At 67.1% G+C, this 14,415-nt stretch carries 9 protein-coding genes; 5 read left to right on the top strand and 4 right to left on the bottom strand.

The annotated features are described in order from the left end of the window. Positions 1-8 precede the first annotated feature (8 nt). The 3 genes from PS060_RS06885 to lgt are packed head-to-tail and all read right to left on the bottom strand — an operon-like array spanning position 9 to position 3,336. Positions 9-428 (bottom strand): DUF2147 domain-containing protein, encoded by a 420-nt coding sequence (locus PS060_RS06885; protein WP_273986414.1) that lies wholly within the window; start codon positions 426-428, stop codon positions 9-11. Next, on the bottom strand, positions 428-2,551 hold the full coding sequence (locus PS060_RS17010; RefSeq protein WP_337960235.1) for a class I SAM-dependent methyltransferase: 2,124 nt from the start codon (positions 2,549-2,551) through the stop codon (positions 428-430). The genes PS060_RS06885 and PS060_RS17010 overlap by 1 nt, the downstream gene beginning before the upstream one ends. Then, complete coding sequence (gene lgt / locus PS060_RS06875; RefSeq protein WP_273986413.1) at positions 2,455-3,336, bottom strand: prolipoprotein diacylglyceryl transferase; 882 nt, start codon at positions 3,334-3,336, stop codon at positions 2,455-2,457. The genes PS060_RS17010 and lgt overlap by 97 nt, the downstream gene beginning before the upstream one ends. A gap of 199 nt (positions 3,337-3,535) precedes the next feature. On the opposite strand from lgt, the gene PS060_RS06870 reads away from it, so the two are divergent. From PS060_RS06870 to PS060_RS06860, 3 genes are all read left to right on the top strand, one after another. Then, entirely contained in the window at positions 3,536-5,245 is a 1,710-nt protein-coding gene (locus tag PS060_RS06870; protein WP_273986408.1) for a class I adenylate-forming enzyme family protein, read from the top strand. A gap of 20 nt (positions 5,246-5,265) precedes the next feature. Next, positions 5,266-8,025, top strand: a complete 2,760-nt coding sequence (locus PS060_RS06865) for a [protein-PII] uridylyltransferase (RefSeq protein WP_273986406.1) — start codon at positions 5,266-5,268, stop codon at positions 8,023-8,025. 103 nt (positions 8,026-8,128) lie between these two features. Then, entirely contained in the window at positions 8,129-10,492 is a 2,364-nt protein-coding gene (locus PS060_RS06860) for a TonB-dependent receptor (protein WP_273986405.1), read from the top strand. Positions 10,493-10,601: 109 nt separating this feature from the next. On the opposite strand, the gene PS060_RS06855 is transcribed toward PS060_RS06860, so the two are convergent. Then, on the bottom strand, positions 10,602-11,267 hold the full coding sequence (locus PS060_RS06855) for a YggS family pyridoxal phosphate-dependent enzyme (RefSeq protein WP_273986404.1): 666 nt from the start codon (positions 11,265-11,267) through the stop codon (positions 10,602-10,604). Here PS060_RS06855 and PS060_RS06850 point away from each other — a divergent pair. Continuing rightward, entirely contained in the window at positions 11,266-11,829 is a 564-nt protein-coding gene (locus PS060_RS06850; protein WP_273986402.1) for a thiamine phosphate synthase, read from the top strand. The genes PS060_RS06855 and PS060_RS06850 overlap by 2 nt on opposite strands. A gap of 92 nt (positions 11,830-11,921) precedes the next feature. Continuing rightward, on the top strand, positions 11,922-14,345 hold the full coding sequence (locus tag PS060_RS06845; RefSeq protein WP_273986400.1) for an FtsK/SpoIIIE family DNA translocase: 2,424 nt from the start codon (positions 11,922-11,924) through the stop codon (positions 14,343-14,345). The last annotated feature ends 70 nt before the right edge of the window (positions 14,346-14,415 follow it).

The raw sequence follows: 14,415 nt of genomic DNA, 5'->3' as shown, positions 1-14,415 counted from the left end.
GCTTCGCCTTACCCCACCCTTTTCCACTCCTGCGTCTGGCAGAACGGCCCCACGCAGCCCTTCACCTCCAGCACGCCCGGCCCCTTGCGGCGCAGCACCGAGCGGTAGCTCTTGCCGCTTTTCGGATCGTAGATCTGGCCGCGCCAGACATCGCCGTCGGGCGTGAACGACCACAGGATCGCCGTGCCCAGCAACCGGCGCTGGCGCTTGGCGGGGTCGGGGTTGTTGACGTCGCGCTGGTCATTGCCCTGCGGCGGGGGAACGAGGAACTTCTCGATCCGGCCGCACAGCGTCTTGCCGCAAGGGGCGATGGCGACCACCGCGTCTTTCTCGGCGGTGTACCAGCGCCCGGCAATCGGCTCGGCGGCACTGGCAGGCACGGCGAGGGCCAGCGCGAGCGCGGCGGCGATCCGCATCCGCCCGGCCATCAATCGAACCCCGCCCCGAACGGCCAACGTCGCCCGCACAGGCCCATCACCTTGAACAATGTCCCCATCTCGCTCTCCTTGACCAGCCGGTCGCGCTGGCGCTGGAACTTGTCCCGCTCGTACGGAGCGCGGCGGATCAGCGCATCCATGCGGGCATCGATCCCCATCTGGATCAGCCATTCGCCCTGATATTGCAGCCCCATCAGATCGGCCCCGTGTTCGACCGCGACCTGCTGGAGCAGCTCGAAATCGACATGAGCGGTGAGATCGGCATCGCCCGGATGCGCGAAGACATCGACCTTCTGGTGCGACTTCAGCGCCTGCAAGGTCGATCCCGAGCGCAACTCTTCATGCCCGTAGTCGATGATCAGCGCCGCCCCGCCCTGCTCCTTCAGCCGCCGCGCGATCTCGGCCATCAGCGCGACCGCGGCGGGGCTCGTCTCGATCAGCGTTCCCTGCGAGGCTGTCACCCAGCTCGGCGGGACGAGATGGTCCATCCGCTCCCTGCCGGTGACGAAGGTGAACGCGTCGCCCTCGAGCCCCACGAGCCGCGGATACCATCCGTCGGTCGAGCGGATCAGGTGCTGCACCGGCAGAGCATCGAAGAACTCGTTGGCGACGATCAGCAGCGGCGCATCGTCGGGCAGGGTCGAGATATCGTGGTGGTGGATGCAATCGGGGAAGGCCTCGCGCTGGAGCTTGCGCAGCGTGGCCGAGGTCTCGACGAAGTGAACCTTGGGGGTCATCCCCTGCTTGGCGGCAGCGCGCAGCGCGTCCTGCGCCAGCGTGCCGCGCCCCGGCCCCAGCTCGACATAGTGGATGTGCTTGCGCCGGGTCATGCGCGACCAAAGATCAGCGAGCCACACCCCGATCAGCTCGCCGAACACCTGCGTGATTTCGGGCGCGGTGATGAAATCGCCCTGCTCGCCCAGCGGATCGCGGCTGGCGTAATAGCGCGCGTTACTCTCGCCCATATATTGCGCGAGGCTGACGGGGCCGGTCTCATGGATCAGGCGGCGCAGCAGCTTGGGCACGTCGACCTGCGCGCGGGCGAGCACTTCGGCTTCGAGCCGTGCCTGTTCGGCAGCGGCAGCCTCTTCCGCCTCGCGCCTGGCCTGTTCCTCGGCAGCGATGCGGGCGGCTTCTTCCTCGGCGGCCTTGCGGGCAGCTTCTTCAGCGGCGCGGCGGGCCGCTTCCTCGGCGGCGAGCCGCGCGGCTTCCTCGGCCTCGCGGCGGGCCTTGGCTTCGGCTTCCTTCTTTGCCTTGGCTTCGGCTTCACGGCGGGCCTTGGCTTCAGCGGCGAGCCTCGCCTTTTCTTCGGCTTCCGCCTTGGCCTTTGCCTCGGCCTCGGCCTTGGCGCGGGCCTTGGCTTCGGCCTTGGCGCGGGCTTCGGCTTCCTTTCTGAGACGCGCTTCTTCCTCGGCGCGGGCCTTGGCTTCGGCTTCGGCACGGGCGCGTTCCTCGGCCTCGCGGCGGGCGGCTTCCTCGGCGGCGGCCTTTGCGGCGGCGGCAGCGGCTTCGGCCTCGCGGCGGGCGCGTTCTTCGGCTTCCTTGCGGGCCTTGGCCTCGGCGATTTCGCGCGCCTTGGCGTCCTTCCTCGCCTGCGCTTCGGCAGCGGCACGCGCGCGGGCTTCGGCTTCGGCGCGGGCCCGCGCTTCGGCCTCGGCGAGCTTGCGCGCGCGGGCTTCGGCGGCTGCCTGCTCGCGCGCTTCGCGTTCGGCGCGGGCGCGGGCCTCGGCCTCGGCTTTCTCGCGGGCGCGGGTTTCCTTGAGCAGGCGCGAGCGTTCTTCCGCATCGGCCTTGACCCGCGCCAGAGCCTCGGCCTTTTCGCGTGCAGCCGCCTCGGCGCGGGCCTTGGCCTCGGCGCGGGCGGCTTCGCGGGCACGGGCTTCGGCCTCGGCCCGGGCGGCCGCCTCGGCGCGCGCCTGGGCTGCCGCATCGGCAGCGCTGCGTGCCTTGACCTCGGGTTCCGGCTGGGGGTCGATCAGCCGCAGCCGGCTGCGCCACACCCCCGGCCCGTCAAGCGTCAGGCCGGCGCTGTCGTCCCCGCCGCCAGCGGCTTGTTCCGCAGCGCGAAGAGCACGACAATCAATCCAGTCAGGATAAGCGGTATCGTCAGCCATTGTCCCATCGATAGCCCGGTCCGGGCCGCAAAGTCAGCCAGTTGTTGATCCGGCTCGCGGAAAAATTCGTTCACGAAGCGCGCCACGCCCATGCCGGTGGTGAAAACGCCTGCCAGAAGGCCCGGACGATAGCGCGCGCGGGTGAACCAGAACAGGCACAGCATGATCACCAGCATCGCCAGCCCTTCAAGCCCCGCCTGATACAGCTGGCTGGGGTGGCGCGGCAGTTCGGTCGGGTCTTCGGGGAACACCATCGCCCAGGGCACATCGGTCACCCGGCCCCACAGCTCGCCATTGACGAAATTCGCCAGCCGCCCGAGCAGCATCCCCATCGGCACGCCGACGCTGACATAGTCGACCACGCGGATGAAATTCAGCTTGTCGCGCCATGCCACGTAGGCCATCGCCGCCGTCACCCCGGCAAGACCGCCGTGGAAGCTCATGCCGCCGTCCCACAGGCGCAGCAGCCGCCAGGTGACAAAGCCCTCACCCGAAAAGCCGGTCCACAGGCTTTGGTCGTAGAACATCGCATAGCCCAGCCGCCCGCCGAGAATCACGCCCAGCGTGCAATAGAAGAACAGGTCGTCCGCGTGCCGCTGCGCCATCGGCGCGCCGGGCTGCTTGAGCATCTTGGAGGTGTGCCAATAGGCAAAGATCACCCCCAGCAGATAAGCGAGCGAGTAGAAGCGCAGCTGGAAAAAGCCCAGATCGATCCCCTTGGTCAGCCCGAGGCTGGTGAACTGGATCGGATCGGCAGCGCCGCTTGCGGCAAGTAGTGACAGCACAGGGCGAACCTCTTATTGACAATGATATGCCGTATCGGTGAGCCCGAGACGGCCCGGTCGCGCTGGCGCTTCTGGCACAGTGGACGGGGCAGGGGAAGGGGCGCGGGATCGCCGACGGCGCAAATGGGACAAGGCACTTCGGCGCACGGGTCGCACCCGGTTCGTCGGCCGCAACAACGAGAGAGAGGAACATCACCGCATGCCCACCCAGCTGGACAATGCGCTTGAAGCGATCATCACCGGCCTTACCGCTGAAGGCCAGCCGTTCGCCACCGTGCCCTTCACCCGCGATGGCGTGACCATGCCCGCCTTCGCCGCCGCGCCGCCGAGCCTTGCGCATTACTTCGCCCACTTCGCCAACCAGAACAAGGATCTGCCCTTTCTGGTCGATGGCGACATCCGCCTGACCTTCGGCGAGGCCTGGGCGGCGGCAGGCTGTGTCGCCGAGGGGCTCGCGACGATCCACGGCATCGAAAAGGGCGACCGCGTCGGGATCGCGGCGCGCAATTCGGCCAACTGGATGATCGCCTATATGGGCATCCTGATGGCGGGCGGCTGCGCGACCCTGCTCAACGGCTTTTCAAGCGGCGAGGAACTGGCCTACGGGCTGGAACTGGCCGAATGCAAGGTGCTGCTGGCCGATGAAGGCCGCGCCGCACGGCTAGAAGGCCACGCGCACCCCTCCAAGATCGTGCTATTCACCCACGGCAACCCGCCTGCTGAAGGGTTGGCGGCCACCTGGGCGGATGGCAATGGCGTTGCCATGGCCATGCTCGGGCAGCTCGGCCCGGATGACATCGCCACGATCCTCTACACCTCGGGTTCGACCGGCAAGTCCAAGGGCGCGTGGTCGGATCACCGCGGCGTGGTGTCGGGCGTGATGAACTACGTCGCCCAGTCCGCGATGGCCAAGGTGCATATCGAGAGCCAGGGCGAGGTCATCACCGATCAGCCCTGCGCGCTGGTCGCAGTGCCGCTGTTCCATGTCACCGGCGAGGTGCCGCTGTTCCTCCAGTCCTTCGCTATCGCGCGCAAGCTGGTGCTGATGCCCAAGTGGGACGCAGGGCTAGCGATCCGGCTGATGGCCGAGGAAAAGGTCAGCTACTTCGTCGGCGTGCCGCTGATGAGCTACGAAATCGCCAACCACCCCGACCGCGAGAAATACGACCTGTCGGCCTGCAAGAGCTTTGCCGCGGGCGGCGCGCCTCGTCCGGTTGAGCACGTCACCCGGATCAAGGAAGCCTTCCCCGGCGGGTTCCCGCTGCTGGGCTACGGCCTTACCGAAACCAACGCGGTCGGCTGCGGCAATTTCAACGAGAACTACCTCGCCAAGCCGGGTTCGACCGGACGGCCCAGCAAGCCGTTGGTCGATCTTGCGATCCTCGACGATGCCGGAAACCCCTTGCCGCAGGGCCAGGTGGGCGAGGTCTGCATCCGCTCGGTCGCCAATTTCCGCGGCTACTGGAAGAACCCCGAAGCCACCGCCGCCGCCTTCACCAAGGACGGCTATTTCCGCACCGGCGACCTGGGCTATCTCGACGAGGACGATTACCTGTTCATCGTCGACCGCAAGAAGGACATCATCATCCGCGGCGGCGAGAATATCTCGTGCATCGAGGTCGAGGATGCGATCTATGCGCATGACGACGTCGGCGAATGTTCGGTTTTCGGCCTCACCGACGAACGCTTCGGCGAAGTGCCGGCGGCGGTCTATGCCATGAAGGAAGGCCACCCGGCGATTACGCCTGCTGAACTGCGCGAATTCCTGCTCGCCCGGATCGCGCCGTTCAAGGTGCCGCTCGAACAGCACATCTGGTTCACCGAGGAAGCCCTGCCGCGCCTCGGCACCCAGAAGATCGACAAGCGCACGGTCAAGGCTCGCTACGCCAGCGAGGCCGTGGCCGCGTGATGCGTCGGTGAGCTGGCCTCATGTCTCCTAGGCGCGTCCCCGGTCAGCGCGCGATCATCGACCGGCGCGCGCTGGCCGAGGAAATCGCCGCGCTCCATGCCGATGGCGGGGAGCGTGCGCGCCCCGCCATCGTCGCCGCGCTGCGTGGCGCCTTCGAGGCTGGCCGCGCCGAGCTGGCACAGCGGCTGGCCGAAACCCCCTCGGCCGGGCACGATGTCACGGCTGGCTTCAGCTTCCTGATGGATCAGCTGCTGCGGGTGATCCACGATCACGTCACCACGCACCTCTACCCCGTCCCCAACCGCACCCACGCCGAGCGCCTCGCGATCCTGGCGGTGGGGGGCTATGGCCGGGCCGAAATGGCGCCCCATTCGGACGTCGATGTTGCCTTCATCACCCCGATGAAACGCGCGCCATGGTGCGAACAGGTGATCGAGGCGATGCTCTATCTCCTGTGGGATCTCGGCCTCAAGGTCGGCCATTCGAGCCGCACGATCTCCGATACCGTGCGCATGGCGAAGGAGGATCTGACGATCCGCACCGCGCTCCTCGAAAGCCGGCTCGTGTGGGGCGAGCAGTCGCTTTACGAGGAGCTGCGCGCGCGGTTCTGGAACGATGTCGCCAAGGGTTCGGAGCGCCAGTTCCTGACGCAGAAGCTCGCCGAACGCGATGCGCGCCACAAGCGGATGGGCGACAGCCGCTATGTCGTCGAGCCCAACATCAAGGAAGGCAAGGGCGGCCTGCGCGATCTCCAGACGCTCTACTGGATCGGCAAATATGTCCACCGGGTCGATAACGCGGCGCAGCTGGTCGATGTCGGCCTGCTCACGCCGGGCGAATACCGCAGCTTCCGCCGGGCCGAGGGGTTTCTGCTGGCGGCGCGCTGCCACATGCACCTTATCACCGGCCGCGCCGAGGATCGCCTGACCTTCGATCTCCAGCGTCAGGTGGCCGAGCGGATGCAGTTCGCCGACCGACCGGGCAAGAGCGCGGTCGAACGCTTCATGCAATACTACTTCCTGCAGGTGAAGCGGGTCGGCAGCCTGACCGGCGTGTTCCTCGCCCACCTCGACGAGGAGATGGCGAGGAAGCGCCCGCGCACCGGCTTCTTCGCCGGATGGACGCAGCGGCCCCGGCAGTTCAAGGGCTACACCGTCGAAGGCGGACGCCTGCGGGCGCCGGGCGAGGAATGGTTCCGCGCCGATCCCGTGCGCCTGATCGAAGTGTTCCAGCTGGCTGAGGCCGAGGGGCTGGAAATTCACCCGGAAACCATGCGGCAAGCGGGCCGCGATGCCAAGCTGATCGACGTCAAGGTGCGGCGCGACAAGCGCGCCAATGCGCTGTTCCTGGATCTTCTGGCAGGGCGCAAGGACCCCGAAACCGCACTGCGCTGGATGAACGAGGCGGGGGTGTTCGGCCGCTTCGTGCCCGATTTCGGCCGGGTCAACGCGCAGATGCAGTTCGATATGTATCACCACTACACGGTCGACGAGCACACCATCCGCGCGATCGGTCTGCTCTCGCAGATCGAGCGCGGGCTGCTGACCGCCGATCACCCGCGCGCCACCCGCGAATTTCCCAAGCTCGCCTCGCGCCGGGCGCTCTATGTCGCGGTGCTGCTGCACGATATCGCCAAGGGGCGCGGGGGCGACCATTCGGTGCTCGGCGCGGATGTCGCCTACCGCCTGTGCCCGCGCTTCGGGCTCGACGAGAAGGAGACCGATCTGGTCGCCTGGCTGGTGCTCCACCACCTGCTGATGAGCCGCACCGCGCAGAAGCGCGACCTGACCGATCCCAAGACCATCGAAACCTTCGTCGCCGAGGTGCAGAGCCTCGAACGCCTGCGCAATCTCGCGATCCTCACCGCGGTCGATATTCGCGCGGTCGGGCCGGGGACGTGGAACAGCTGGAAGGGCCAGCTCCTCGGCGAGCTCTACGATGCCGCGCAGGAACGCCTGCGCCTGGGGCACAAGGGCAATGGGCGCAAGGCGCGGGTCACGGCCAAGAAGGACGCGGTGCAGCGGTTGCTGGGTGATGCCGATCACCTCGTCGATTCGGTCGGCGCGCTGCTGGGGGATGCCTACTGGATCGCCGAGCCCGAGGACATCATCGCCAGCAACCTCACCCAGTATGATGCCGCCGAAGCCGCCGGCGAGGCGCTCTCGATCCGCTGCGAGGTTGACGAGGTGCGCGGTGCAACCCGTGTCAGCGTCATCGCGCAAGACCACCCCGGTCTGTTCTACCGCATGGCGGGCGGGATCCATCTGGCAGGCGCGAACATCATCGACGCGCGCATTCATACCGCCAAGAGCGGCTATGCGGTCGACAACTTTCTGGTGCAGGATCACAACGCCCAGCCCTTCCGCGAGCCTGCCCAGATGGAACGGATCGCCAAGGGCATCCGCGATGCGCTGATGGCGAAGGTCGAACTGGTGCCCAAGCTCGCCGCGCGCCCGCTGGCCCATTCGCGCGCCAAGGCCTTCGACGTCGCCCCGCGGGTCGGCTTCGACAATGATGCCTCGAACCACTTCACCGTGATCGAAGTGACCGCGCGCGACCGTCCGGCGCTGCTTAACCGGCTGGCGCACGCGCTCTACAAGGCCAATCTGATCGTCCATTCGGCGCATATCACCGCCTATGGCGAGGCGGCGGCGGACACCTTTTATGTGACCGATCTGACCGCCGCGAAGATCAAGGCGCCCGATCGTCTCGCCGAAATCGAGGCCGCGCTGCTCGCCGCAGCCAGCGATCTGCGCCAGGAACAGCTCGAAAAAGCCTGATATCTTAAAGATTTGGCAGGCTTCCGTCGCGAGTGCCAAGATAGGTTGCAATCCCGAAACGTATTGCTATGGGGGCGGGCCTCAACTCAGGGAGAGTTATAACATGAACATCGCACAATCCCTGCCGAGCCACCTCCGGCTCGGCAAGCTGGCGCTGCTGGTCTCGACCGCCGCGCTCATGCCTGTCGCTGCCTTCGCGCAGGACGCCGAAGAGCCCGCGCAGGAAGAAGAAAGCACCAGCGCGCTCGACAGCATCAACGAAATCCTCGTCACCGGCACCAAGACCAAGGATGCCGAAAACGTGCAGGACGTGCCGCTGGCCGTGACCGCGTTCAACGCCGGCACGCTGGAAGCCTTCAAGATCCGCGACATCTCGGGCCTGTCGTTCCAGGCGCCCAGCGTCAGCCTCGACCAGGTCGGCACCAGCCGCGGCACCGCCAACTTCTCGGTGCGCGGTCTGGGCATCAACTCCTCGATCCCCTCGATCGACCCGACCGTGGGCGTGTTCGTTGATGGCGTGTATCTCGGCATCAACGGCGGCGTCGTGTTCGACCTTTTCGACCTCGACAGCGTCGAAGTGCTGCGCGGCCCGCAGGGCGTGCTGTTCGGCCGTAACGTGACCGGCGGCGCGGTGGTGATCAACACCGGCAACCCGACCGAAGACTTCCGCGGCAAGTTCCGCGCGGCGGTCGATGGCCCGATCGACAGCGGTCGCGGCGGCGCCAACTACACCGTCAGCGGCGTGATCAGCGGCCCGATCGTCGAAGACGTGCTGCTGTTCAAGGTCGGCGCCTACTACAACAAGGACGAAGGCTACTTCCGCAACCTTGCGGCCGCCACCATCCCGACCCTGTCGGAAAACCACGGCAAGGCCGAAACCAAGATCCTGCGCGGTGCGCTTGAAGCGCGCCTCGGCGGTCTGACCCTGCTCGGCAAGCTCGACTATTTCGAGAGCGACGGCGATGGCCCCTCGGCCCAGAACCGCGGCTTCTTCGATCGCAACAGCTACGACCTGTCGATCGACAACCCCGGCTCCTACGCCAACGAGATCTGGACCGGCTCGCTCACCGCGACCATGGATATCGGCGCAGGCACGCTGACCAACGTGTTCGGCTGGCGCAAGTATGACGCCACCACCGATGGCGACATCGACGCAACCCCGCGCTTCCTGTTCCACTCGACCACCGAAACCGCGCAGGAGCAGTTCTCGAACGAGCTGCGCTACGCGATCTCGACCGAGGACGGGCTTGACCTGACCTTCGGCGGCTTCTGGTTCGACCAGAACCTCGCCTACACCGAACGGCGCCAGCTGCCGCTCGCCAGCCCGCTGCAGTTCTTCGGCGGCGGCCGTCAGGATCACGAAGTGCTCGGCGTTTTCGCCAATGCGCAATACGAAGTGCTCGACGGGCTTTCGGTGATCGCCGGGATCCGCTGGAACCAGGAAACCAAGGACGCTGGTGTGACCTATGTCCGTCCGCGCCCGGCCTGCTCGGTGGTTCAGGGCACCTGCCCGACTTCGGGCCGCAACCCGATCCTGCTCAACCCGGTGACGGGTGCGACCACCGAGAACAACGGTTTCACCGACCGCGTGCGGTTCCGCAACGTCTCGCCCAAGCTGGGTCTGCAGTACGAGTTCGGCGACAGCCAGATCTACGGTCACTGGAGCCGCGGCTTCCGTTCGGGCGGCTACAACTTCCGCATCACCAACGCCAACGCCTTCGAACAGATCGCGCTGGCACCGGGCGGTTCGCTGGCCTTCGACGAAGAAAAGGTCGACACCTATGAAGTGGGCGGCAAGTTCCAGACCGCCGACGGCGTGTTCACCTTCAACATCGCGGGTTACATCACCAAGATCGACAACATGCAGCGCGAGGTGAACCAGTCTTCGCCGACCGCCGGCGTGGCCCAGTCGATCTTCAACACCGCCAACGCCTCGATCAACGGGATCGAAGCCGAAGCCCGCCTGCGTGCGAGCGACAGCCTGATCCTCACCGCCAACATCGGCGTGATCGATGCCGAATACACCGAGATCCTGTTCGACATCTCGGGCGACGGTGCGATCAACGAGCGTGACCTGGCGCTCAGCCTGCCGCGCGTTCCCCCCGTCACGGTGGGTGCGGGCCTGATCCACGAGCTGGAGCTGGGCAATGGCGGCCTGCTGACCCGCGTGAACTACCAGTACCGCGACGTTGCGGCCTATACCGACGACAACTTCGGCTGGCTCAACGACGTTCACCAGCTGGAAGCGAACATCACCTGGACCACCCCGGTCGATGGTCTGTCGATCTCGCTCTACGGGCGCAACCTGCTCGATAGCGTGCAGGAAGGCGGCGACACCCAGGTTCCGTTCGGCGGCCCGCTGTCGACCGGCGTGCGCCTGCCCTTCGCCGATCGCCCGGCGGCCGGCACCTTCAGCCCGCTGCTGCGCGGCCGGAACGTCGGCGTGGAAGCGCTGTTCGAATTTTAATGAAGAGAGTCCCTCCCCGTCCCGAAGGGATGGGGAGGTGGCAGCCGCCGCAAGGCGGGTGACGGAGGGGTGGGGCGGCAACGCCCGCCCCTCTTTTGCTATGTGCGGGTCAGCCCCGCGTGCCGAACAGCGCCGTACCCACCCGCACATGGGTCGCGCCCAGCATCACTGCTGTCTCGTAGTCGCCGCTCATCCCCATGCTGAGGCCGCCGCTCACGCCATTATCCGCCGCCAACTTGGCGAGGAAGGCGAAGAACGGCGCGGCTTCGGTGTCGGCGGGGGGAATACACATCAACCCGGCGAGCGGAATCTCCGCCGCGCGCACCGCTGCGAGAAACGCGGGGACTTCGGCAATCGGGCAGCCGCCCTTCTGCGCCTCGTCGCCGATATTGACCTGCACGAAGCACGGCACCTGCCGCCCCGCCTTGTCCATCGCGCGGGCCAGTGCGGTGAGCAGGCTCGGGCGGTCGAGCGAGTGGATACAATCGAACAGCGCCACGGCCTCGTCCGCCTTGTTCGATTGCAGCTGGCCGATCAGGTGAAGCGCGATGTCGGGATGGGCTTCACGCAGCGCGGGCCACTTGCCCTGAGCTTCCTGCACCCGGTTCTCGCCGAACACCCGCTGGCCCGCGTCGATCAGTGGCTGGATCGTGGGCGCATCATGGGTCTTGCTGACTGCGATCAGCGTCACGTCTTCGGGCTTGCGGCGCGCAGGCTTGCAGACGCGGGCGATGTTGGCGTGCACTTCGGCAAGGCGGGTGGCTGCATTTGTCATGGGCCTGCCCTATAGCGGACAGGTGGCCCGCGCAAAGACCCTCCCCGCCCTGTGGCTTATCTCGGATGCGAGGAATGATGCCGTGCTGGAACGGGCGCTGGCGGCTCTGCCGCGCGGATCGGGACTGATCTACCGGCATTATCATCTGGACGGGCCAGAGCGGCTCGCGCGGTTCCGGCAGCTGCGGCGGGCGGCGCGGGCGCGGCGGCACTGTGTCGTGCTCGCCGATTCGGCGCTGACCGCGCGCGAATGGGGGGCGGACGGCATCTATGGCGCGCCGCGCAGCCTGTGGCCGCGCAGGGCGGGCCTCCTTCATCTCGCCACTGCGCACAGCATGGCAGAACTCGGGCTGGCGGCGCGACTGGGGGCGGATGCGGCGCTGCTTTCGCCGGTGTTCCCGACCCGCTCGCACCCCGGCGGCGGGGTGCTGGGGGCGGTGCGCTTCCGCCTGCTGGCGCGGCAGGCGGACGTGCCGGTGATCGCCTTGGGCGGCATGAGCGCTGCCCGCGCCCGCGCGCTGCAATGGCCGCGCTGGGCCGCGATCGACGGGCTTTCCTCTTAGCCGCAGCCCATCCGGGCCAATGTCGTTCGTCGCTCTTTCCTTGACCGGAGTCCGCGCAGGATTCATGGTGTGTTCCGCTCAGGAGACACCCCATGGCCAGCCGCGCGGTCACGCAAGCCAAACCCCCTCGCCAGACTGACGCCGAATGGCGCGCTGGCCTGCGCCGATCGCTGCGGCGCATCGCCCAGATGACCGGTGCGGGGCTGCTGCTTGCAGCGGCGGTCTTCCTCGCGCTGGCGCTGGCGAGCTACACCCAGACCGATCCCAGCCCCTCGACCGCAGCCGATCCGGCTGAAGTCGCCAACTGGATGGGGGCGAACGGCGCGTGGGTGGCAGACCGGGTGCTGCTGATCTTCGGCCTGCCCGGCGTGCTGCTGCTGCCGCTGCTCTATGTTTCGGCGCGCAAGCTGTGGCGCGATGTCGAGAACGGCGAGGAGCCCGAGACCACCGCCTGGTGGATGCCGACCGCGCTGCTGCTGATCGCCATGACGCTGATCGCGACGGTGCTGAGCCTTGCCTTTTCCGGCCCCGGCGGCACGCTGCCCGCGCAGTCCGGCGGGCTTGCGGGCCTGCTCGGCGCTGGGGCGGTTCAGGCCGTGGCCGCGCGTTTTGGCGAGGCGGCGGAAGGCTGGGTGATCCTTGGCCTTGCGCTGACGTGTCTTGCGGCCGGGATCGGCCTCTTGACCCGCATCTTCGCGATCGACTGGCGGGTGCTGATGAGCCTGCCCGATTTCCTGGGCGGCGGCAGCCTTGCGGGGCTGATGCGCCGCCTGCCATTGCCGGGGCGCAAGGCGCAAGACGCGCTGACCTTCGCGGGCGACTTTGACGATGAGGAGGATGCCGACGAAGCGCGCCCGCGCTCGCCCCGCCCGCGCCCCAAGCACGGCGCGCTGGGCGACGCTGCCGATCCGCCCCGCCGTCCGCCCGAAATCTCCGACCCGTCGGCCCCGCCCAAGCGCGCCCAGCCTGCCAAGACCGCGCAGGGCGATATGTTCGCCGCCTTCAAGCTGCCGAGCCTCGATCTGCTCGCCGAACCGCCGGCCGACAAGGCGCCCAAGCTCGACAAGCTGGCGCTCGAACGCAACGCCCGCCTTCTCGAAAACGTGCTCGACGATTTCAACGTGAAGGGCGAAATCACCGCCGTGCGCACCGGGCCGGTGGTGACGATGTACGAACTGGAGCCCGCCCCCGGCATCAAGGCCAGCCGCGTGGTGGGCCTCGCCGAAGACATCGCCCGCAACATGAGCGCGATTTCCGCCCGCGTCTCGCCCATCCCGGGGCGCACGGTCATGGGCATCGAACTGCCCAATCAGGACCGCCAGATGGTGGCGCTGAAGGAACTCGCGGCCTGCGCCGCCTTTGCCGACGCCAAGGGCAATCTGCCGATCATCCTCGGCAAGGATATCGCGGGTGAGCCGATCATCGCCGATCTTGCTGCCATGCCTCACCTGCTGGTCGCCGGGACGACCGGTTCGGGTAAGTCGGTCGGCCTCAACGTCATCCTGCTGAGCCTGCTCTATCGCTTCACCCCGGCCGAACTGCGGATGATCCTGATCGATCCCAAGGTGCTCGAACTCAAGACCTATGACGACATCCCGCACCTGCTCTCGCCGGTGGTGACCGAGCCTGCGAAGTCAGTGCGCGCGCTGAAGTGGGCGGTCGAGGAAATGGAGCGCCGCTACCGGATGATGAGCGCGATTTCCTCGCGCAACATCCACTCCTTCAACGAAAAGGTGAACGCCGCGATCGCCAAGGGCAAGCCGCTGGGCCGCCGGGTGCAGACCGGGTTCGACCCCGAAACCGGCGAGCAATTGTTCGAGGAAGAACAGCTCGATTACGCCCCGCTGCCGCAGATCGTGCTGATCGTCGACGAACTCGCTGACCTGATGGTGACGGTGGGCAAGGAAATCGAAGTCCTGATCCAGCGCCTCAGCCAGAAGAGCCGTGCGGCGGGGATCCACCTCATCATGGCGACCCAGCGTCCATCGGTCGACGTCATCACCGGGGTGATCAAGGCCAACCTGCCCACCCGCATCAGCTTCAAGGTGACGAGCCGGATCGACAGCCGCACGATCCTTGGCGAACAGGGGGCCGAACAGCTGCTGGGCAAGGGCGATATGCTCTACAAGCCCAACACCGGCGCGATGGTGCGCGTCCACGGGCCGTTCGTCAGCGACGAGGAGGTCGAGGCGGTCGCCGATCACTGGCGCGCGCAAGGCTCGCCCGAATATGTCGATGCCGTCACCGAGGAGCCGGAAGAGGGCTTCGGCGGGTTCGGCTTCGACGACGAACTCACCGCGTCGGACAACCCGGAAGAGCGCAAGTATCGTCAGGCCTGCCAGATCGTGTTCGAGAACCAGAAGGCCTCCGGTTCGTGGCTCCAGCGCCAGATGGGCGTGGGCTACAACACGGCGGCCAAGTGGATCGAGCGGATGGAGGAAGACGGCTTCGTGGGCCCGGCCAACCACGTCGGCCGCCGTGAAATCTACCGCGACAAGGACGGTAATCCGTTGTGAAATGATTTGAGCCACCGTCGGTGGCGCAGACCTCCCGCCCCGCCTCCCCACCCGGCCACCAAGAATACCA

It is taken from the genome of Erythrobacter sp. BLCC-B19, from assembly GCF_028621955.1.
GTDB lineage: Bacteria > Pseudomonadota > Alphaproteobacteria > Sphingomonadales > Sphingomonadaceae > Erythrobacter.
This window is presented reverse-complemented; position numbering and strand designations above follow the sequence as displayed.